The sequence below is a fragment of the Sutcliffiella halmapala genome (assembly GCF_050107295.1).
Lineage (GTDB): Bacteria > Bacillota > Bacilli > Bacillales > Bacillaceae_I > Sutcliffiella_A > Sutcliffiella_A halmapala_A.
In genome coordinates, this window is record NZ_JBNIKR010000007.1 from 1 (window position 1) to 20,287 (window position 20,287).

At 42.1% G+C, this 20,287-nt stretch carries 20 protein-coding genes and 1 riboswitch; of the genes, 14 read left to right on the plus strand and 6 right to left on the minus strand.

What is annotated here, in order from left to right; all coding sequences use genetic code 11:
- The first annotated feature begins 449 nt into the window (after window positions 1–449).
- Window positions 450–1,646: an MFS transporter gene (locus ACQCT5_RS12560; RefSeq protein ID WP_499642373.1), complete on the plus strand. Its 1,197-nt coding sequence runs from the start codon at window positions 450–452 to the stop codon at window positions 1,644–1,646.
- 318 nt (window positions 1,647–1,964) lie between these two features.
- Window positions 1,965–3,026, plus strand: a complete 1,062-nt coding sequence (gene rsgA / locus ACQCT5_RS12565) for a ribosome small subunit-dependent GTPase A (protein WP_499642374.1) — start codon at window positions 1,965–1,967, stop codon at window positions 3,024–3,026.
- A gap of 416 nt (window positions 3,027–3,442) precedes the next feature.
- Here rsgA and ACQCT5_RS12570 read toward each other — a convergent pair whose 3' ends face one another.
- Window positions 3,443–4,231, minus strand: a complete 789-nt coding sequence (locus tag ACQCT5_RS12570) for an alpha/beta fold hydrolase (protein WP_499642375.1) — start codon at window positions 4,229–4,231, stop codon at window positions 3,443–3,445.
- A 273-nt stretch (window positions 4,232–4,504) separates the two neighbouring features.
- A riboswitch (cobalamin riboswitch) is annotated at window positions 4,505–4,681 on the plus strand.
- Window positions 4,682–4,821: 140 nt separating this feature from the next.
- Between ACQCT5_RS12570 and ACQCT5_RS12575 the strand changes: the two genes are divergently transcribed.
- The 5 genes from ACQCT5_RS12575 (at window position 4,822) to ACQCT5_RS12595 (ending at window position 7,758) form a co-directional block, all read left to right on the plus strand.
- Window positions 4,822–5,289: an acyl-CoA thioesterase gene (locus tag ACQCT5_RS12575; RefSeq protein WP_499642376.1), complete on the plus strand. Its 468-nt coding sequence runs from the start codon at window positions 4,822–4,824 to the stop codon at window positions 5,287–5,289.
- A gap of 65 nt (window positions 5,290–5,354) precedes the next feature.
- Entirely contained in the window at window positions 5,355–6,092 is a 738-nt protein-coding gene (locus ACQCT5_RS12580) for a YwaF family protein (protein WP_499642377.1), read from the plus strand.
- A gap of 297 nt (window positions 6,093–6,389) precedes the next feature.
- Window positions 6,390–6,668 carry a hypothetical protein gene (locus ACQCT5_RS12585; protein ID WP_499642378.1) on the plus strand — a complete coding sequence of 93 codons (279 nt, stop codon included), beginning with the start codon at window positions 6,390–6,392 and terminating at the stop codon, window positions 6,666–6,668.
- Window positions 6,669–6,823: 155 nt separating this feature from the next.
- Complete coding sequence (locus tag ACQCT5_RS12590) at window positions 6,824–7,150, plus strand: cyclic-phosphate processing receiver domain-containing protein (protein WP_499642379.1); 327 nt, start codon at window positions 6,824–6,826, stop codon at window positions 7,148–7,150.
- Between the two features lie 104 nt (window positions 7,151–7,254).
- Window positions 7,255–7,758 carry a mismatch-specific DNA-glycosylase gene (locus tag ACQCT5_RS12595; protein WP_499642380.1) on the plus strand — a complete coding sequence of 168 codons (504 nt, stop codon included), beginning with the start codon at window positions 7,255–7,257 and terminating at the stop codon, window positions 7,756–7,758.
- Window positions 7,759–7,852: 94 nt separating this feature from the next.
- On the opposite strand, the gene ACQCT5_RS12600 is transcribed toward ACQCT5_RS12595, so the two are convergent.
- Entirely contained in the window at window positions 7,853–9,010 is a 1,158-nt protein-coding gene (locus tag ACQCT5_RS12600; RefSeq protein ID WP_499642381.1) for an ROK family transcriptional regulator, read from the minus strand.
- Window positions 9,011–9,139: 129 nt separating this feature from the next.
- On the opposite strand from ACQCT5_RS12600, the gene uxaC reads away from it, so the two are divergent.
- Genes uxaC through ACQCT5_RS12625 form a run of 5 tightly spaced genes read left to right on the plus strand, consistent with a single transcriptional unit; the run spans window position 9,140 to window position 14,137 of the window.
- Window positions 9,140–10,564 (plus strand): glucuronate isomerase, encoded by a 1,425-nt coding sequence (gene uxaC / locus ACQCT5_RS12605; RefSeq protein ID WP_499642382.1) that lies wholly within the window; start codon window positions 9,140–9,142, stop codon window positions 10,562–10,564.
- Complete coding sequence (gene uxuA, locus ACQCT5_RS12610) at window positions 10,561–11,616, plus strand: mannonate dehydratase (RefSeq protein ID WP_499642383.1); 1,056 nt, start codon at window positions 10,561–10,563, stop codon at window positions 11,614–11,616. The genes uxaC and uxuA overlap by 4 nt, the downstream gene beginning before the upstream one ends.
- Complete coding sequence (locus tag ACQCT5_RS12615) at window positions 11,613–12,461, plus strand: SDR family oxidoreductase (RefSeq protein ID WP_499642384.1); 849 nt, start codon at window positions 11,613–11,615, stop codon at window positions 12,459–12,461. Before uxuA ends, ACQCT5_RS12615 begins: the two co-directional genes overlap by 4 nt.
- A 21-nt stretch (window positions 12,462–12,482) precedes the next feature.
- Window positions 12,483–13,130 (plus strand): bifunctional 4-hydroxy-2-oxoglutarate aldolase/2-dehydro-3-deoxy-phosphogluconate aldolase, encoded by a 648-nt coding sequence (locus ACQCT5_RS12620; RefSeq protein ID WP_499642385.1) that lies wholly within the window; start codon window positions 12,483–12,485, stop codon window positions 13,128–13,130.
- Window positions 13,127–14,137 carry a PfkB family carbohydrate kinase gene (locus ACQCT5_RS12625; RefSeq protein WP_499642386.1) on the plus strand — a complete coding sequence of 337 codons (1,011 nt, stop codon included), beginning with the start codon at window positions 13,127–13,129 and terminating at the stop codon, window positions 14,135–14,137. The genes ACQCT5_RS12620 and ACQCT5_RS12625 overlap by 4 nt, the downstream gene beginning before the upstream one ends.
- Before the next feature lie 94 nt (window positions 14,138–14,231).
- On the opposite strand, the gene ACQCT5_RS12630 is transcribed toward ACQCT5_RS12625, so the two are convergent.
- The 4 genes from ACQCT5_RS12630 to ACQCT5_RS12645 form a co-directional block, all read right to left on the minus strand.
- Entirely contained in the window at window positions 14,232–14,492 is a 261-nt protein-coding gene (locus tag ACQCT5_RS12630; RefSeq protein ID WP_499642387.1) for a hypothetical protein, read from the minus strand.
- Window positions 14,493–14,692: 200 nt separating this feature from the next.
- The gene (locus ACQCT5_RS12635) at window positions 14,693–15,124 is read right to left on the minus strand and encodes a DUF1801 domain-containing protein (RefSeq protein ID WP_499642388.1); all 432 of its coding nucleotides are present in this window, start codon (window positions 15,122–15,124) and stop codon (window positions 14,693–14,695) included.
- A gap of 22 nt (window positions 15,125–15,146) precedes the next feature.
- Entirely contained in the window at window positions 15,147–15,974 is an 828-nt protein-coding gene (locus tag ACQCT5_RS12640) for an STAS domain-containing protein (RefSeq protein ID WP_499642389.1), read from the minus strand.
- A 14-nt stretch (window positions 15,975–15,988) separates the two neighbouring features.
- Window positions 15,989–16,951 (minus strand): D-2-hydroxyacid dehydrogenase, encoded by a 963-nt coding sequence (locus ACQCT5_RS12645; RefSeq protein WP_499642390.1) that lies wholly within the window; start codon window positions 16,949–16,951, stop codon window positions 15,989–15,991.
- A 292-nt stretch (window positions 16,952–17,243) separates the two neighbouring features.
- On the opposite strand from ACQCT5_RS12645, the gene ACQCT5_RS12650 reads away from it, so the two are divergent.
- Both ACQCT5_RS12650 and ACQCT5_RS12655 read left to right on the plus strand, forming a co-directional pair.
- Entirely contained in the window at window positions 17,244–18,011 is a 768-nt protein-coding gene (locus ACQCT5_RS12650) for a 3-hydroxyacyl-CoA dehydrogenase (RefSeq protein ID WP_499642391.1), read from the plus strand.
- A 128-nt stretch (window positions 18,012–18,139) separates the two neighbouring features.
- Window positions 18,140–20,215: a sigma 54-interacting transcriptional regulator gene (locus tag ACQCT5_RS12655; RefSeq protein ID WP_499642392.1), complete on the plus strand. Its 2,076-nt coding sequence runs from the start codon at window positions 18,140–18,142 to the stop codon at window positions 20,213–20,215.
- Window positions 20,216–20,287 lie beyond the last annotated feature (72 nt).

Below are 20,287 nucleotides of genomic sequence, written 5' to 3' on the forward strand. Positions count from 1 at the left end.
CTCGGTGGAGCCAGTAGAATTAGCTATGTAAAGTTTCCCCCGAGAAGAAAGGTTAAAGTGATTCCCTTTAACCTTTCTTCTCGGGGCAACCAAGCGAATGCGCGGTAGAAAATGAAATAATGAGATACCCCTAGAAAGACGGAGTAAGTGTCCAAACTTAGGGGGTTGAACCGATATCAACGGAAAAAATGATATATCAACGAAAAATTCCATATATCAACGAAAACGAGACCAATATCGATAATCCGCACTTTCCGACAAAATCCACTTAAATTCTCGTGTGGACTGGCTTCACAAAATAAGAGTGGAAAGAACCTCCACTACCTTTCCCTACAAATACCAGCTGTTCTTTTCATTGACACCCGAAAAGAAAAGTCATAAGATACTAAAGGTGATTATTGTTACGACACACGAAATAAATGAACAATATATAGAAAGAGGGAATAACTTTGGGACCTGAGCAGCGTAAGAAGATGATTGTTATAATGGTCAATATGTTTATCGCCGTCGGTAGCTTCGGTATTATTATTCCAATCCTTCCAGCCTATCTGGAATCCATTGGTGAGGGAGGAATGGCGGCAGGATTGATGATTGCAATCTTTGCTGGTGCACAGCTTGTGATGTCTCCAGTTGCAGGAAAGTGGGCCGATCAATATGGTCGCAGGATTATGATCATTCTGGGACTGGCAGGTTTGACACTATCAATGTTTGTATTTTATGGCTTTGATTCGGTTTGGATGCTGTATCTATCACGTGTGATAGGAGGAGTCGGGGCGGCATTGCTGATTCCCGCACTATTTGCTTATGTCGCAGATATTACCACGATGGAGCAACGTGCAAAAGGAAACAGTTATATTTCTGCCGCAATGTCATTAGGAATTGTCATAGGACCAGGGATAGGCGGATTCCTTGCGGATTTCTGCCTGAAAATGCCACTTTTGGTTTCCGCATTGATCTCACTCCTTGCGACCGTCTTTTCCATTTTGGTATTGAAGGAAAGTAAAGAAAAAGGTATGCATCAAGTGATGCCAGCCGATTCAGATCCCATGGTGAGAAAACTTGTTCAATCCGTCAGAAAACCGTATTTCATTCCGCTTGTCATTACGCTAGTGATGAGCTTCGGTTTAATGGCATATGAATCAGTTCTAGGATTATTTATAGACAACCAGTATGGGGCCACCCCGCAGGAAATTGCTCTGATGATCACTGCTACTGGAATTGTAAGTGTGATTGTACAGTTGTTTGTCGTCGATCGGATAGTAAGACTTTTTGGTGAAGGGAAAGTATTGAATATTTTCATTACAGTAGCAGCTGCTGGATTCTTATTGTCCCTGTTTGCTTCCAGCTACACATTTTTCTTTATCATCACTTTAATCATCTTTTTGGCTACTTCCATCCTGAGACCTGTCATCAATACCTTGATTTCCAAGCTTGCAGGAAATGAACAAGGCTTCGCGATGGGGATGAACAATGCCTATATGAGCATCGGAAATGTTCTCGGCCCGACATTGGCGGGGATTTTGTATGACGTGAATATTTCGTATCCGTTCATTCTGGGTCTTGTCATTTTAAGCTTCACTGTCACACTTTCCGTGTCCTGGCAGAATCGTGAGCGTAAGAAACTGCAACAAATAGAAGCGAATTAAAATGGTCGGAAAAATTATCCACTTATACCTATTTACTTTTTGCTGAATTTAATCTATTATAATCTTTGTAATATAAATTTTCTGAAAGCGAGGGATGTTTTATGGAACGATTAATTGTAATGAACGTTAACCAATTAAATAAAACTGCACAGCCCTTGCAAGCTAATCTTTGAATTCCTTTCCTTTATGGATAAGACTGTAGATTCCCATAGGCTGTGCAATAAGCGCCATGGTTTATAAATTTTTTATGAAAAGACCGTGAAAGCGGTCTTTTTGTTTTACCCAAAATTAATCTACTTTCCATTGGAGGAATAAACATTGAAACGTAATGAACTAGGTTGGAACGATTTTTTGAATAATAGTTTTGCATTATACGAAGAGCAGGGCTTTACAGTAGGAAGAGTCATGCTTGAACATAAGAGAATATACCGAGTCGAAACGGAGAACGGTGAGTATCTGGCAGAGGTGTCCGGAAAATATCGATTTGAGGCGGAAAGCCGCGAGGACTACCCTGCAGTGGGCGATTGGGTTGTCCTAAGTGAAAGGGCGAATGAGAGAAAGGCTACCATTCAGGCGCTGCTCCCTCGCTTCAGCAAGTTTTCAAGAAAAGCTGCAGGACTTACGACGGAAGAACAAATTGTTGCGGCAAACGTGGATACCGTCTTTCTGGTACAATCTCTGAATTATGACTTTAACGCAAGAAGATTGGAACGTTACCTGATCATGGCATGGGAGAGTGGGGCAACCCCTGTAATCGTCCTCACCAAAGCTGACTTGTGTGAGGATGTGGCAGCAAAAATAAAGGATGTAGAAGCTGTTGCATTGGGTGTTCCGGTATTCGCAGTCAGTGTGAAAGATGAAACGGGAGTAGAAGCGTTGGCCCCTTATTTTACTACAGGTAAAACAGTTGCACTTCTGGGCTCTTCTGGAGCAGGGAAATCGACCTTAACGAACTTCCTTTTAGGCGAAGAAAAGCAGGTCATTCAAGAGGTGAGGGGTGACGATGATAAAGGAAGGCACACAACCACTTATCGTGAATTGTATCTTTTGCCGACTGGCGGGCTAGTGCTTGATACGCCAGGAATGAGGGAACTCCAGCTCTGGGAGGCAGACGGGGCTACGGTCGGCCAGAGCTTTCAGGATGTGGAAGAACTGGCTGAACAGTGCTACTTCAGGGATTGCAAACATGAAAATGAGCCCAGCTGCGCGGTAAGGGAGGCAATCCGTGAAGGAACATTGGAGGAAGCAAGATATCAAAGCTATGTGAAGCTGCAAAGGGAGCTTGCCTATCTGGAACGAAAAACGAACAAGCGCGCTCAATTGGCAGAGAAGGATAAATGGAAGAAAATCTCGACAAGTGTGAAAAGCAAGAAAAAATAGCATGCAAAAGAGGTTGGGACAAAAGTGTTTTAGTCTAAATAAAACCCGAACTAATTTGAATTTTAAAATCAAATTAGTTCGGGGCTTTTTTTGAAGTATTCGATTAGTTTTAGGTTACACCAGCGGTTGATTGGAGTGCAAGACGAAGACTCCTACGGGAGAAGTGGCCAAAGTGAGACCCCGCAGGCGAAGCCGAAGAGGCTCACGGGTCACCCGCGGAAAGCGAAGTCTTGCACGGAAATCAATAGCGGTATTTAGAGGCAGTACCTATATTGTTCGTCTTTTATTAGCAATTTTTAGTTTTGTCCCAGCCTCTTTTTTTGGAATAGAAATGTATCCTATGTAATGAATCGTTCTATCGGTACTACTTTCTCCACAAAAAAGAAGCTGAACACCAAGTTCAGCTCCATCACCATCTATGCTGTGATCTGCACCTTGTTTGCACTCTTCATAAAAGAAACAGCAAGATCATTGAATTTTTCACTTTCTTCAATATTGCAAACATGCCCGCAGTTTTCGATGATTTCCATTGTTGCGTTTTCTTCGTTGGCAGCATATTTCTTTGTGCTTTCGAGGAACATATGGTCTTCGGAACCCGATATATAAAGCTTGGGGATTTTATTTTCCGTCTCTGCCAATTTATCGTAGGTGGTGTAACCGTCTAGTCCGTATAGGACCCATCCCAGATAAGCTTCTTTAGAAAGTTTATAAGCTTCCTTTATGAAGGCTTTACGGGAATCGGAATGATTGCGCTTCGGTAATAGAACTCTCGCAAATATTCTATAAGGAACCATATGTGGAAGAATTTTTCTCAAAGGATAAAAGACGGAAAGTCGGCAAAGAAACTCGCCCCATTTTTTTAACTTCGGAGTGGCGCCTCCTAGAATCATCGACTTGATTGAAGATGGGGAACGCAGTGCAATTTCCTGCATAATAATGGTGCCAAGGGAAATGCCAACAAAATGAGCGGATTTTATTTTTAAGGCTTTCAAGATTTCAAGGGTTTTATCACAAGAGTACTCAAATAGATCCACACCTTTTGGATATGGAGTTTTTCCATGCCCTGGTAAATCTAGTAATAGTACATTATATTCGGAACGGAAGGGTTTCAATTGCTTGTAGAATATGGAAGAGTTTCCTCCAAAGCCATGAAAGAGCACAATCCATTCTTTTGAAGATGGGTGAATGAGAGTTTTATAGAACATAGGTTTCCTCACTTATGTTGCATATTTATATTCATGAATCCATACCCGGTTAATGGGGCAGAAAAACTTGCAAGTATAAGTATACACACTAATATAGCCTTTTCTCAACCTTCTTTTCTTACTATTTTGTGACAATGGAATCTTTTGTAAGGTTGCCATCTATTTAACATGTGATTTGAGGCACTTGCCATGAAATCAGGGGAGAAAATTTGCATGAATATTCATATACTAGAAGATATTGTTTAATGGTAGAATATAGTGGCAATATCAATTTAATCATCCAATTAATTAGATGTGCACGCACTTAATAGGGAATCTGGTGAAAGTCCAGAACTGTACCCGCAACTGTAAAGCTGACGAAATAGAGAACCCACTATTACTTTTGAGTATGGGAAGGACTAGAGTAGGGAGAAGCTAAGTCAGGAGACCTGTCTGATTGATGAAGTACTATCTTCTTCGGGAGGTGAGAGATAGAACGAGGGATTGTAAGGAAGGCTTTTTCTCAAGGCTTCTTTCAGCATCCGTCTTTCACTCATCCTTATTAAGGGGTGAGTTTTTTATTTTACTAATAAGGAGGATTATAAGCATATATGAATACCAATTCCGTTTCTTCCAATCAATCAAGGACCATACAGACTAGGTTGGTTCTGCCGCCTGATACGAATCATATGGGTACTATTTTTGGAGGAGTGATTCTATCGTACATAGATGAGATTGCAGCTATTACTGCAATGAAGCATTCCAGGAATGTTGTTGTGACTGCTAGCATCGACCAGGTGACTTTTCTTTCCCCTGCAAAGGTCGGGGATATTCTGACTCTTGAGGCGATAGTGGCCTCAACCGGGAGGACATCCATGGAGATTTTTGTGAAAGTGGAAAACGAAAATTATGAAACAGGTGAAAAAACGACAACCACGACATCATTTTTGACGATGGTGGCAAAAGGAAAAGATGGAAAGCCGACTCCGGTACCAGGTGTAATTCCTGAGACGGAAGCAGAAAAAATGCTTTTCAACAGTGCTTCAGAGCGCAAAATGAAACGTCTGGAAAAAAGATAGCAGGAATTTACCAATGTTTAGTAGAAGTATGGAGAAAGAAATGATACGAAAGGCGGTGGTAAGAAGTGTTGGATTCTTATACTGACCCGAATGCTCTTATGGAAGGGACGCTACTCTTGTCATCGTCCCATATATTTGCGCTGGTTATCGCATTGTCGCTTATTTTACTGTTGTACTTTCTACGCAATAGAAAATACACCAATGTATATGGCAGGTGGGCCATTTTTGGATGCCTTCTTTTGTCAGAGGCATGGCTGAACTATTGGTATATTACGACCGATATGTGGGATATAAGCTACACCCTCCCTTTTCAGCTATGCTCCATCAGCTTGTATCTGTGCATGTGGATGCTGATAACCCGGCAAACCTGGACATTTGAAGTGGTATATTTCCTTGGACTTGGTGGTGCGCTACAGGCGTTGCTTACGCCAGAGCTTTTTTATGATTTTCCACACTTTCGTTTTCTGCATTTCTTTGCAGCCCATAGTGCCATCATCTTGTCGGTTTTTTATATGCTTTGGGTGGAAAAGAAAGCTATTACAATAAAATCCTTGTGGAAAGCGTTTGGCGCGCTGCAACTTATTGCCATCCTGGTATTCTTTATTAATAAGCAAACTGGAGGGAACTATATGTTTCTTGCCAGGAAACCTTCAAATGCCAGCATCATCGATTTGCTCGGACCATATCCATGGTACATCCTCTCGCTGGAATTGGTGGTTATAGTCATGTTTCTCATTCTTTACGCACCAATACTGATTCTGAAAAAGAGAGCTTCACAGTCTATCGATTTGGAAAAAGCATAATAAAGGCCCTTTCAACTTGATTGAAAGGGCCTTCCCGTTAATATTTTTTTAATGTATTTTTCACATACTTGTAAACACCAAAAAAGATCACAGCAAACACTATTACAACAAGTACATCTATTAAGACAGCCATCCTATTTCCTCCGGTACATTTTACTTATAATATATCTTTAATTCCTCCAATTTTCAATGGAAGGCTGCTAGTCCCTGTTCGAACCTACAAACATTTTGTAACAGTCCTGTCACATTCCCGCATTTCGTCATAGTATGTAGAAAAGCCGGAAAGGGGGGACATGTGTGGGAACCCCACTAAAATATATACTTTCCTTATTATTGATAGCTTGCTTTCTTTATGGAGGATTGGCTGCATTGACGTATAATTCCATTCAAATAAAAATCGAAAAACTGGAAGTGCTGGAACAGGAACTATTGGTAAAAGAAGAACAAGGTGAAGTTTCCTATTCCTTCAAGCAAACTTACAAAAAGGAATATGATACGTATATGCACCTGCAAACACGACTTCAATCATTTTGGATGAAGTGGATATTCAATTTTCCGGAATACAAAACACCATAACATTACACTAAATGAAATTGGTACATTATTCCTTAGAAAAAGAGTCCAACCCATGCTGATAAAGGCTTTTGGATTTATCTTCGACCGTATAGGAAAAAAATAGTAACCAAAGTATGTTACACTATACGTAAGTCGAAATAGTTGGAGGGATCATCTTGAAAATAAATGTCTTTCTAGATGATAGTCGCACATGTCCAGAAGGTTACATCCTTGCTGAAGACATTGACGAATGCCTCACCTTGTTAGAGAATAATTCGATTGAGCATCTATCATTGGATCATGACTTACTCAATAGACATCGGAATGGTCTTATGCTCGTTCAAATTATGGTGGAGAATGAACTATATGCAGAAAGAATTACGATTCATTCTGCAAACTCGGTTGGCAGTAAAGCAATGTACAGATACTTTAAACAAGCACAGGAAGAATTGAAAATGCCGCAGTCGATTAAAGTGATATTAAGGCCACTACCTTTATTTTAATAGATTACAATGCAAAAATCAGACGAAAGTAACTGTTCCTACTTCGTTTGGTTTTTTATTTTTGATAAAATTGGGTGAAACAGAAAAGAAATGAGGGATGTGAGGTGGATTTCATCTACGATCATATTAAAAAAGATCTGGATATTTTATTTGTTGGTTTCAATCCAAGCATACGCTCAGGGGAAACGGGCCATCACTATGCCAACCCGAATAACCGCTTATGGACTATTTTACATCAAGCGGGAATAACTCCAAGAAAATATGCCCCAACAGAAGATTTCAAACTTCTCGACCTGAATTTTGGTCTCACCAATATCGTTTCCAGACCGACTGTCGGTGCAGCAGATATTACGAGGGAAGAATACAAAGCAGGACGCGAGGAATTGAAAGGAAAAATTGAAATTAACAAGCCCAGAATAGTCTGTTTTGTCGGAAAAGGGGTCTATCAAGAGTATAGTGGGCATCGGCAAATTGATTGGGGAGTTCAGGAGAGACCGGTAGTTTCAGGGACAATTGATTTTGTCGCCCCGTCTTCAAGCGGACTGGTAAGGATGAAGCTGGATGAGATAGTAGCAATCTACAGGGAACTGAATGCATTAATAAAATAGTAAATCGGTTTGTAGTGTAGCTCATCATAAGAATCATGATGAGCTTTTTGCATTGGTGTATAAGAAAAAAAGCCCATCTTTCTCCTCGAATCCTCTATTCATTTGACAAATCAATGTGATCCATCTTCAAAAATTCCTTGATCACCGTTGCACTCGCACCAAGCATGCAGGCGTTTTTTCCAAGTGATGATAATTTTAACTCCTTGCGATGGTTCATGGAGGACGTTAAATTATCTTTGACTTTATTCAAAATTGCAGGATGATTTGAAAAGAACTCACAGTTGATAATGACTGTTTCGGGATTGAGGATATTTATGATATTGTTCACTCCGATAGCCAGGTGATTTGTATAGTCCTTGATAATTTCCTCCAATTCCTCTATTCCGCTTTCCATGAATTGATGTACTTCCTCATCAGAGCAGTTCGTCCTTCCAATTCTATCCCTTATTGCCTGTAGCAGCACTTTTTCTGATGCATATTGCTCCCAGCATCCCTTATTTCCGCATGTGCAGGTACGTCCGTCAGGTTCAATTATCATGTGGCCCACTTCGCCTGAAAAGCCTTCAAATCCTTGGAATAGCTGCCTTTGAACGATGATGCCCATCCCGATTCCGGAATACGTTGTAATGCAAACAAGGTCGGTACTTTCGTTTGAAAATACTTGTTCTGCAACTGCACATAGATTAGAGTTATTGGCTATAAAAACAGGAGCTTGAAAAGATGATTCCAGGGCTCTTTTTAAATCTACATTCCTCCATTGATGCTGTGGGATATATACAATGTTCTGATTATTATCCACGATACCGTGTACTCCAACCCCGATGCCGATAATTCCATACCTCGATGTGGGCAAAGTTTTGTCCATTTCCAAAATGATTGTTTTCAATTTTTCTTCCACGGCAGGAAAGCTTGAATCTTCAATGGGGTAAATTTCTTTTGTAACAATATTTCCCTTGAGATCTGTGGCAGCGATGCTGATGCACGTTACATCAATATCAATTCCAACCGTATATGCTGCAGATTCGTTCATGGATAGGAAAATCGGTTTTCTGCCGCCGGATGAGAACTCTGCATGTGTTTCGACTAATAGACCTTCATCGAGCAAATCAGCAATCTGTGAAGAAACGGTCGCCTTGTTCAGACCTGTTAACTTGGCAATCTCTGCACGGGAAATGCTTTTATGCTGCATTATTTTTTCCAATATGATTTTTCGATTTAATTGACGAATAAATGAAGCATCACCAGTATTCAAAGGAATTCCTCCATAGTGAAAATGTTGAATAGTGTGTAAATTACCCCTTGATAAGAAAATAGGGGATGTGTATGATTATATAAAATAAAGTTTGTTTAGTAAACAAACTAAGTGGGAGGGTGCAAAAAAATGAAGGCATTTATCCATGATGACTTTTTGTTGAACAATAAAATGGCAAAGGTCCTTTATCATGATTACGCTAAGGAACAGCCTATCTACGATTATCACTGTCATTTGGATCCAAAGGAAATCTGGGAGAATAAGCAATTCGGTTCCATTGCAGAGATATGGCTCTCTGGCGACCATTATAAATGGCGTGCCATGCGCTTAAACGGTGTTTCAGAGAAATACATAACAGGAACGGCATCTGATAAGGAAAAGTTTCTCAAATGGGCAAATACTGTTTCACATACATTGGGGAATCCATTGTTTCATTGGACCCATTTGGAGCTGGCAAGGTATTTTGACTTTCATGAACTGCTAAGCGATGACACAGCAGAAAGAGTGTGGAATTGTACGAATGCAAAGCTTGAAGAAGATTCCTTCCGGACAAGGGAGCTTATTAAAGGATCGAATGTGGAAATGATCGGTACGACGGATGATCCAACAGATACTCTCGTTTATCATGAACGGTTAGCGGAGGATAGAACATGGACACCGAAAGTGCTGCCGACATTCCGTCCTGATAAGGGAATAGAAATTACGAAGGATACTTTTCTTCCTTGGATTGAAAAGCTTTCCAAAGTTACAGATAAAGAGATTGCCAGATTGGAAGATCTGCTTGATGCATTAATGGAGAGAGTGGACTATTTTCATGAAAAAGGAGCTCGCCTCTCCGATCATGGAATCAGCGAAATGGTTTTTGAAACTGCCACGAAAACCGAAGTGGAAGCTATATTCCAAAAGGCATTGAGCAATACCCCGGTGTCCGTGGCGGAAGCGAGGAAATACAAGACTTTCATCCTTCTATTTTTGGGTCAAGTGTACGCAGAAAAGGGTTGGACGATGCAGCTGCATATCGGTGCGATGAGAAATAACAACAAAAGGATGTTCAAGATGGTTGGGGCGGATGCCGGGTTCGATACGATAGAAGATTACACTGTGGCTCAACCCCTGGCGAAGTTTCTGGATGCACTTGATCAAACCAACCAATTACCAAAGACCATTCTCTATAATTTAAATCCAAAAGACAATTTCATATTTGCTTCATTGGCCGGGAGCTACCATGAAGAAGGAGTACCGGGTAAGGTTCAGTTTGGTTCCGGTTGGTGGTACAACGATCAGAAGGATGGAATGGAGCGGCAGATGACCGATTTGGCCAATATCGGCCTGCTTAGCAGATTCATAGGGATGCTGACAGATTCGCGCAGCTTTTTATCCTACACAAGGCATGAATACTTCCGTCGTATCCTTTGCAATCTGATTGGAAGCTGGGTCGAAAAAGGCGAGGCGCCACATGATGAGAGATTGCTGGGTTCGATTGTGAAAAATATATCATATAAAAATGCAAAGAATTATTTTGAAGGAGCAAACATTTCGGAGGTGAGAAAATGAAGCTGGCTTTTCGATGGTATGGAGAGGAAGACAGTATTCCGCTCGAGTATATTCGCCAGATTCCCGGAATGAAAGGTATTGTATCGGCAATCTATGATATACCCGTCGGTGAAGTATGGCCGCAGGAGAAAATAGTTGATTTAAAGAATGTGATTGAAAAGAATGGCTTGTCTCTTGCAGTAATTGAAAGCGTTCCCGTCCATGAGGATATAAAATTGGGCCTCCCTACAAGGGATAAGTATATTTCTAACTACAAGGAGACATTAAGGAATCTTGCGAGCGCAGGTGTGGAAGTAGTCTGCTATAATTTCATGCCTGTCTTTGATTGGACACGATCGGATCTTTACCACCTGTTGGAGGATGGGTCCACCACCTTGATCTACGAAGAAGATACAATAGAAAAAATGAATCCTTCCTCTGGCGGTCTGGCTTTGCCGGGCTGGGATGCTTCTTATAAAGATGGTGAACTGAAGGGCCTTCTGGAGTCCTATCAAAATGTCACCGAAGAAAGGCTTTGGGAGAACCTTGCTCATTTTTTAAATGAGATCATCCCCGTTGCAGAAGAGGTATCGATTAAAATGGCCATACATCCCGATGATCCACCATGGTCTATCTTCGGTTTGCCGAGAATCATCACAGATGCAGAAAGCTTACAGAGATTGATAGAAATACAGCGGAGCCCTTTCAATGGTATTACCTTTTGTACGGGGTCATTTGGGGCAAGGGCGGATAATGATCTTCCCGGTATGATTCGCACTTTCGGATCGAGAATCCATTTTGCCCATTGCAGGAATGTAAAACGGACTGGACTAAAGTCCTTTGAAGAGACCTCCCATCTATCATCTGACGGTTCTGTAGATATGGTGGAGGTATTGAAGGCATATCAGGATATCGGTTTTACAGGGCCACTCCGTCCGGATCATGGCAGAATGATTTGGGGAGAAACAGGGCGTCCGGGTTATGGGCTGTATGACAGGGCGCTTGGTGCTGTCTACCTTAATGGAATCTGGGAAGCACTCAACAAAGTGAAAGGGGGGGAGAAATCAACATGAATCTTCCATTCAGGGTCAATTTAGAAGGGAAAGTGATCGTGGTTACCGGCGGAAGCGGGGTGCTGGGCTCCGCGTTTTGTGAAGCTTTGGCAGATTGCGGTGCAAAGGTTGCCATTATCGGAAGAACGGAACAAAAAGTGCAGCAGCTTGCAGCTGAAATCAACGGAAATGGTGGTATTGCCATCGGATTGGCTGCCAATGTATTGGATAAGTCGGAATTGGAGAATGCCAGAGAGAAAATCCAACTGAAATTCGGCACCTGCGATATTTTGATCAACGGTGCAGGGGGCAATCACCCCAAGGGTACTACAGACCTTGAATATTTTAATCAGGGAGATTTGCAAAAAGATGTTTGGACATTCTTTGATCTGGATGAAGAGGGAATCAATTATGTTTTCCAATTGAATTTCCTTGGGACCCTTCTTCCATCACAGGTATTCGGGAAAGATATGGTAGAGAAAAAAAACGGAACGATTATCAACATTTCATCGATGAATGCATTTTCTCCATTGACCAAAATTCCTGCCTATAGTGGAGCGAAGGCAGCGGTCAGCAATTTCACGCAGTGGCTTGCTGTACATATGTCAAAAGCAGGTGTGAGAGTGAACGCCATTGCACCGGGATTTTTCCTTACAGACCAGAATAGATCACTTCTATTAAAGAATGATGGTTTGCTCACGGAGCGCGCAGAGAAAATAATAGCGCAAACCCCGATGGCCCGTTTCGGGGAAAGTCAGGAATTGATCGGCACGCTGCTCTGGCTAGTGGATGATCGTGCTTCCGGTTTTGTGAATGGTGTTGTGGTACCGGTTGACGGCGGCTTTTCCGCATACTCAGGTGTGTAAATGAAAAGGGGGATGGAAGGAATGAAGCGGTATCAGGTGTTACAAAAGCTTGTCGAACAAGGGATTGTGGCCATTATCCGGGCGGAAAGTCCGGAAGGGGGTCAAAAGCTGGCAGAAGCATGTGCAGAAGGAGGGGTATCTGCAATTGAAGTGACTTTTACCGTTCCGGGTGCGGATAAAGTGATTGGGTCCCTTAAGGATAACAGGAGACTGCTTGTTGGAGCAGGTACTGTCCTTGATACGGAAACTGCCCGGATAGCCATTTTGGCCGGGGCGGATTATATTGTCAGTCCCTGCTTCAACATGGAAACGGCAAAACTCTGTAACAGATATCAAGTTCCCTACCTTCCTGGGTGCATGACGGTAAAGGAAGTGGTGGAAGCATTGGAATATGGGGTGGATATCATTAAATTCTTCCCTGGTAATCTGGTTTCACCTGACGCGATAAAATCCTTTAAGGGACCAATCCCACAGGCTTCCTTTATGCCTACAGGTGGAGTAACCCTGGACAATGTCAGTGATTGGTTCAAGGCTGGGGCAATCGCAGTGGGAGTAGGGGGAGAGCTGACTGCTCCTGCAAAACAAGGAAACTACCAAGGGGTATCTGAATTGGCAAGGCAGTTCGTCAAGAAGGTACATGAGAGCAGAACAGAGGGTGTAAGACTGTGAAAGTGGTGACTTTCGGTGAATTGATGATGCGCCTTACCCCTCCGAATTACAGCCGGATTGTGCAGGCTACTGAGTTTCAGGCGGTCTTCGGAGGTGGAGAGGCTAATGTAGCCTCCTCTCTGGCATTGTTTGGACATAAGGGTCAGTTTGTGACGAAGCTGCCTGAAAATGAATTGGGAACAAGTGCCCTCAGGTATCTGGAGCAACAAGGAATCCATACAGACTTCATTGTCAGGGGAGGAGAAAGATTAGGGCTTTATTTTATGGAGCAGGGTATGTCAATCAGACCTTCTCAAGTCATCTATGACCGGAAAAATTCTTCCATTGCCAAAGCACGCCAGGAAGATTTTGATTGGGAGGAGATTTTTGAAGGAGCCGATCTTTTTCATACAACCGGGATTACGCTTGGAATTAGTGCCGCTGCAAGAGAAATTGCATTGACTGCTATTAAAGCGGCGAAAAACAGGGGGATCAAGACAAGCTTTGATATTAACTATCGAAGTAAGCTGTGGGGGTTGGAAGAGGCTCGGGAAGCAATAAAATCCATTCTCCCCTATGTGGATATCTGTTTTGGAGGCTATTTGGATGCAGTAAATATACTAGGGTTAAATAGTTCAGTTTCAGACGGGAATAGAGAAAAGCTTTATGAGGATCTTTTTCAGCAAATCTGCACCTCTTATGGAGTGAAAAAGGTGATCTGCACGTTTAGAGAGACACATTCAGTAACGAAGCATTCTCTTACGGGTTATCTCTATTCAAGGGGCGAAGGCATTCTTACCTCAGATTCGCAGACCTTTGAAATACTTGATCGGGTCGGAGGAGGGGATGCGTTTGCGGCAGGCTATCTCCACGGGCATCTTTCAGGTTGGAGCGATGAGGACAGTCTGAACTTTGCACTGGGGGCTTCCGTGTTGAAGCACACCATTTCAGGTGATGCAAACCTGGCAACAGAAAGGGAAGTAAGAACCTTTTTGGCCGATAAAGGGGTAAGTGGGATTGTAAGGTAGAGTAGTGCAAGATTTGCTATGCTAAGCTTGCATTCCATTGTTCTCCTAATCTAAATCAAAAACCCTCTCAATATGAAAAGAGAGGGTTTCAGATTTACCCTGAATGTTTCGTGACATCATTGTTTTCCTGCATGCTTCTTAATGCCTGTTTTATTTCTAGCATATTTTCAATCTGAAGGGTCAAGGTATGTTTGATCAATGAATTTTTATCCTGTTGTCCATCTTTTAAATGGGTAATGTCACTTTTAAGTGCTGTAGTGTCATTTTTAATGGAAACTTGATCTTTCTGTATTTGTAGTTGGATCGCTTTTATTTCTTTAAGTTCTGAAAGTATCTCGTTTAATACTTTATCCATTTTTTCGCTCCCTTTGGTTGTCCTATGCAACCTGTTCTTTTGCAAAATACCTCAAAAAAGCTGACAAACCAAGTACATATAGTATAAATTCACTTATTTGGCATTCTTTAAACTACAAGTTACTATAAATACTACTTCTCGTATTGGAAGAAAAGGAAAAAAGCAAATGAATGGGGGGGCCTCCCAAGCATTTGCTTCTTTTAGTTAGTATTATTATTTGGATACGTATCCTGCAGAAAACGCACAGATTGTTCTATCAGCCGTTTTAATACTGCCACATCCACGTCAGCTAATTTGTTGATGTACACACATGCTTTGCCAGTGGTATGCTTGCCGAAATTCTCCAGCAGCTCTTCACGTTTGGAGTCACCAGTGGCAAAATAAAGGCTGATTTTTGCTTTGCGCGGCGAGAAGCCCACAAGCGGTGCATCCCCTTCATGGCCGGTTGGATATTTATAATGATAAGATCCAAAACCGATGATGCTCGGTCCCCACATTTTTGCTTGAAAGCCTGTTGTTTCAGTAAAGATATCCAGCAGCTTATAGGCATCCTCCCGCTTAGTTGGGTTTTCAACATTTTCAATGAATTCTACAACACTTCTATCATTTTCCTTCGTTTTTAACTCGTACATGAAAGAACTCCTTTTTGTATATTTACCGATTAAAAGCAAGTGCTCCGGCTAGTGTCGGTTTTATGGAAACATTATCAAAGGAAAGTCCAAGATTGACAGTCGTTTGCGCAATTTCCGGGCGAATCCCTGAAAGAGAACACTTTACACCAATGAGGGTCAAGGCTTTGATCAACTGGAAAATCTGATCTGCCACCATGGTATCAATAATCACTACTCCTGATAGATCAATGAAGAGATGGTTGATTCCGAGCTTCGAACATTGCTCCAGGGTATGCTCCATCATGAATTTTGCTCTGCCTGTATCGATATCTCCGACTAAGGGAAGCAACGCTCGATTATTATCCAAGGCAATGACAGGGGAGCTCAGTTCCTGGATCATCTCCTGCTGTGCTTTGAGTTTCTGTTCAGAGACTTTCTGATGCTCTTCCACAAACCTCAGGACTACCTTGTCAAATGCTTTAATGATCATATTGTTCCAAGTAATTTCATTGCTTTTGTATGATTCATTGGTCGTGACGAACTCATGTATAAATTGAATATACTGTTCCCTTACTCTGAAAAATTCTCTTATTGTAAGTTGGATCGGGGTATTCAGGTGCTGCTCGTCCTGTGCAATGGATAAAATCCAATTCTGGAAATCATGGAAGAACTTTGTGTCTTCTTCAATGAATATTTTGCAAAGATGCAAGTGGAAATCATAGTTTTGCTTTTTTAATGTTTGAATGACTTCCGGATTCGTAGATGCATATACACCTGTTGAATTTTGTTTATCCAAACTTTCATACCACTGCTCTGTAAGGACTTTCGCTTTGTTTAACAAATATGAATGCAATTCTTCATTTCTATGCATATATACCTCTCCTCTTAGTAGCCTTTAGAATAATCAACCAAATTGATAGTGGGCTTTTTCCCTTCTAAATATTGCAACAGATTAGGCAGGAAGATATTCTCTATTACACGCTTTGTATAGTGCTCCGTTGAACCCGAAGTATGGGGTGTGATGATGACATTGTCCATTTCCCACATAGGACTATTTTCTTCAAGCGGTTCTTTCACGAATACATCCAGTCCTGCTCCGGCAATTTCTCCTGTCTGCAATGCTTCTACAAGCTCCTCTTCCTTTACGATTTCCCCTCTGCCGATATTGATGATGAAGGAGGATTTCTTCATCATCTTAAATTCCTTTTCTCCAAACATTTGGTTGGTAAGCGGGGTCAATGGAAGCGTGATTACTACATAATCGCACTCTGGGAGTACCTGGTGAAGTTCTTCAGGTGTAAACATGCTATCCACGTTATCTGCCTCTTCACCGGAATTCCTAACGCCGAGTACTCTCATTCCAAACGCCTTGGCAATCTTTGCTGTTTCTTTCCCGATTTCCCCAACGCCTATGATTCCGATTGTCTTCCCGTGCATCTCGAGGTTCATATGGGCATGGTGCCATTTCTTTTCCTGTTGATTTTTTACATAGGTATGTATTTTTCTGGTGAGAGCCAGCATCAGACCTAAAATTGTTTCCGAGATCGGGAAGGCATGTACTCCGTTCGCGCTTGTCAGTGCTATATCTTTAGAAGCAAGCTTTTCAAGAGGCATGGTGTTCACTCCGGCACTCCAGGCTTGTACCCAACGGAGTTCAGAGCCTCCACAGAGGGAGATCTCCTCAAGATCCTTCTTCCATCCCACAATAACTTCCGCCTTATTGGCATATGAGGCCCAGACATCCTTTTCCTTACCTACAATCAGTTCCCAATCAGGAGCCAGCGCTTTGATTTTTTTTGTATATTCATCGCCGATATCCTGCGTTATAACCATGATTCGCTTTTTCATGATGAATGTCCTCCAGTACAAGTATTAACTTTATCTTACCAAAATAGTGGAAAAGTTAGAAATAATAAGAACTCTTGCCAGGGATATTTTTTGAGTAGTAGAGACATTGGTTGAGAGCCGATTTATGTTATCCAATGTGAAAATAAAATTCCTAGAATAGATATGTAGTAAAAAAATGCAGATTTCCTATAGAATGTCCATATATTGGACACTTACCTCATGAAATTGCCTGTTCTATATTGGCATACTTATTGCATTGAAAACAATAAACAATTAAATAGGAGGTTATGAAATGAAGGTTGAAAATGTTTGTGGACTTGTAACAGGTGGCGCATCAGGTCTTGGAGAAGCAACAGTAAGGAATATAGTAGCCAAAGGCGGAAAGGCACTTATTATGGATCTTTCAGAAGAGCGTGGCAGAATGCTTGCGGAGGAGCTTGGAAAATCGGTTACTTACGTCAAAACGGACGTGACCAGTGAAGAGGATGTAAGAGCTGCATTGAAACAAGGGATAGAAAAGATCGGTTCAATAAACGCTGTGGTCAATTGTGCAGGAATAGGGGTCGCACAGAAGGTTCTCGGCAAGAAGGGAACCCATCCTCTTGATCATTTTTCAAAAGTGATTTCCATCAACCTGATCGGATCCTTCAATGTAATCCGTCTGGCAGCGGAAAGAATGGTATTGAATGAACGGAATGCTGAGGGAGAACGGGGAGTAATCATCAATACAGCTTCCGTTGCAGCTTTTGATGGACAAATCGGACAGGCTGCCTATTCTGCTTCTAAGGGTGGCATTGTGGGGATGACTCTACCGATTGCAAGAGAGCTTGCTGCTTTCGGTATCAGGGTGATGACGATAGCACCTGGACTGTTCCATACACCAATGTTCGATTCTCTGCCGGCAGAAGCGAGGGACTCATTGGGGAAAATGGTGCCATTTCCATCTCGTCTCGGATATCCAGAGGAATATGCCCAGCTCGTTCAAAGCATTATGGAAAATCCGATGCTAAATGGGGATACGATCCGTCTTGATGGTGCAATCCGTATGCAGCCAAAGTAATTGCCGCAATAAGGGGGGGGGAATCTTTTTTGATGGATACCCGCTCTTTTTTTGTTTAAACTTTCTAACAATCCACGCTATTTTCCTTTACAATGGAAGTATCCGAGGGGAAAGGGGGGATTATTGGGATGATTCCATTAAAAGATATGATAACACCGGTAGGGTATAGAATAACGGCAGAGACCTCCTTGAAACAAGCACTGGAAATAATGAGAGAAAACAAGTGGAATCTACTGCCTGTCACCAATCAGGATCATAGACTGGCAGGTGTCTTCACCCGATCGAGCTTATATAGAATGATTTTGGAACAAATGGACCTGGAGACACCTATAAGGGACTACATAAAGGAAGACGTATCGACACTTTCCATCACCTCCTCCTATTCCGAAGTGGAAAGTATCGTCCGGACAAGCGCAGTTGGGACTGGGGTGGTCGTCGATGAAGCAGGGAGGGTAGTCGGACTTTTTACAAAAACGGATATGGTTTTGAGCCTCTTGAAAGCGACAACGACATTAAAAGATCAGCTTGACACGGTACTGGCACATTCAACTATCGGGGTAGTGATGACAGATGAGAACAAACAGATCATCTATGTAAACGACCGTGCTTGCATGATGACCGGGAGAAAAGCATCAGAGCTACAATCTACTGGTCTATTATCTGTTTTTCCCGAAGCAGGACATGCCTTCGAGAGTGGGGCTCCTTTTCATCCAATAAAAGTGGAAAGATTAAAAGCAGTGCTCACCATGACATCCTATGAGAATGTCCGAAACAAAATAGGACATATTATTCTTTTTCAGGATTTGTCTGAGATTGAAAGCATTGCTACAGAGCTTGAATCAGTAAAAAGCTTGAAGCTCTCCCTTCAGACAGCCATTGATCACGCTTACGACGGAATCATGATGACGGATGAAAAACAATACATACAAATGGTAAGTCCATCATTATTGGAGCTATTTCAAATAGAGCAGAGTGATATCCTGTTTAAAAAAGCGGATAAGGTATTCCCGCAATTTCAACTCTCCAAAGTTTATGAAAGCGGAGCAGCAGAAGTCAGCGATTTCAAAGAAATTAACGGAATAAAATACATTGTTCACCGCATCCCGATTCTGCAGGATGGCAAGGTGGTTGGTGCAATAGGGAAAATCATGTACCGGCAGTTGAATGAAGTAAGTGAGCTCTTCAAAAAGCTTCAAAAAGCGGAAAATAAAGCGAACTATTATCATTCCGAATACCAAAAGTCTGAGTCTGCAAAATTTACCTGGGACCATATTCTCAGCAAGGCCCCCTATATGGAAAAACTGAAGAAAAGTGCAATAAAAGCCGCTAAAGGCCGGTCTACCGTTCTGATCCGCGGGGAAAGCGGAACAGGAAAAGAATTGTTCGCCCATGCAGTCCATAACAGTTCAGCCCGTAAAGAAGGGAAGTTTGTAGTGGTGAACTGCGCAGCAATACCGGAGGATCTGTTGGAATCGGAGTTTTTTGGTTATGAAGACGGGGCTTTTACTGGTGCGAGGAATAAGGGGAAAATCGGGAAATTCGATCTTGCAAATGGCGGTGCACTTTTCCTGGATGAAATAGGGGACATGTCTTTAAATCTCCAGGCAAAACTATTGCGTGTACTCCAGGAAAGGGAATTTTACCGGGTTGGAGGGACCAAGCGGATTCAGGTTGACGTCCGGATTATTGCCGCTACCAATCGGAACCTGGAGGAGATGGTGAAAGAGGGAACATTTCGTGAGGATCTATACTACCGTTTAAATGTGATTTCGTTTCATATTCCACCGCTCCGGGAGAGGGTAGGGGATATTCCATTGTTGATCGGGAAAATGATGACAGAACTGAATGCCGCTTTAAATACGTCCATCACAGGGATGGATACTCATGCAAGAGATGTCCTGGAAACCTATCAATGGCCTGGGAATGTCCGTGAACTTCGAAACGTCATGGAAAGGGCGATGACATTTGCAGAGCATGGCAAAATCCAGCTTGAGGATCTTCCGGAATACATGGTTGGAAAGCTCCGTGAGAAACACGTAGCTTCCTATTTGCCGGAAGTGAAAATGGCTGAGAGCGCAGAAAGGAAAGCCATCGAAAATGCACTCGAAAAGACAAACGGAAACAAAGCGAAAGCTGCTCGTATTTTGGGGATAAGCAGGTCTGGGCTTTATGAGAAAATTAAAAAGTATCATTTGTTAAGATGAAGAAACGAGTAGTCCGATCAACTTCGGAATCATGTCAGAAGTGTCCATTTTGCGGACACTTTTTTTGTTTAT

Coding starts and splice junctions, on each gene's coding strand:
- ACQCT5_RS12630 (WP_499642387.1), bottom strand. CDS start 14,492: ATGGATAAAGTATTAAACGAGATACTTTCAGAACTTAAAGAAATAAAA.
- ACQCT5_RS12570 (WP_499642375.1), bottom strand. CDS start 4,231: ATGTTCTATAAAACTCTCATTCACCCATCTTCAAAAGAATGGATTGTG.
- ACQCT5_RS12635 (WP_499642388.1), bottom strand. CDS start 15,124: ATGTACGAGTTAAAAACGAAGGAAAATGATAGAAGTGTTGTAGAATTC.
- uxuA (WP_499642383.1), top strand. CDS start 10,561: ATGAAGCTGGCTTTTCGATGGTATGGAGAGGAAGACAGTATTCCGCTC.
- ACQCT5_RS12650 (WP_499642391.1), top strand. CDS start 17,244: ATGAAGGTTGAAAATGTTTGTGGACTTGTAACAGGTGGCGCATCAGGT.
- ACQCT5_RS12615 (WP_499642384.1), top strand. CDS start 11,613: ATGAATCTTCCATTCAGGGTCAATTTAGAAGGGAAAGTGATCGTGGTT.
- ACQCT5_RS12640 (WP_499642389.1), bottom strand. CDS start 15,974: ATGCATAGAAATGAAGAATTGCATTCATATTTGTTAAACAAAGCGAAA.
- ACQCT5_RS12575 (WP_499642376.1), top strand. CDS start 4,822: ATGAATACCAATTCCGTTTCTTCCAATCAATCAAGGACCATACAGACT.
- ACQCT5_RS12620 (WP_499642385.1), top strand. CDS start 12,483: ATGAAGCGGTATCAGGTGTTACAAAAGCTTGTCGAACAAGGGATTGTG.
- uxaC (WP_499642382.1), top strand. CDS start 9,140: ATGAAGGCATTTATCCATGATGACTTTTTGTTGAACAATAAAATGGCA.
- ACQCT5_RS12655 (WP_499642392.1), top strand. CDS start 18,140: ATGATTCCATTAAAAGATATGATAACACCGGTAGGGTATAGAATAACG.
- ACQCT5_RS12645 (WP_499642390.1), bottom strand. CDS start 16,951: ATGAAAAAGCGAATCATGGTTATAACGCAGGATATCGGCGATGAATAT.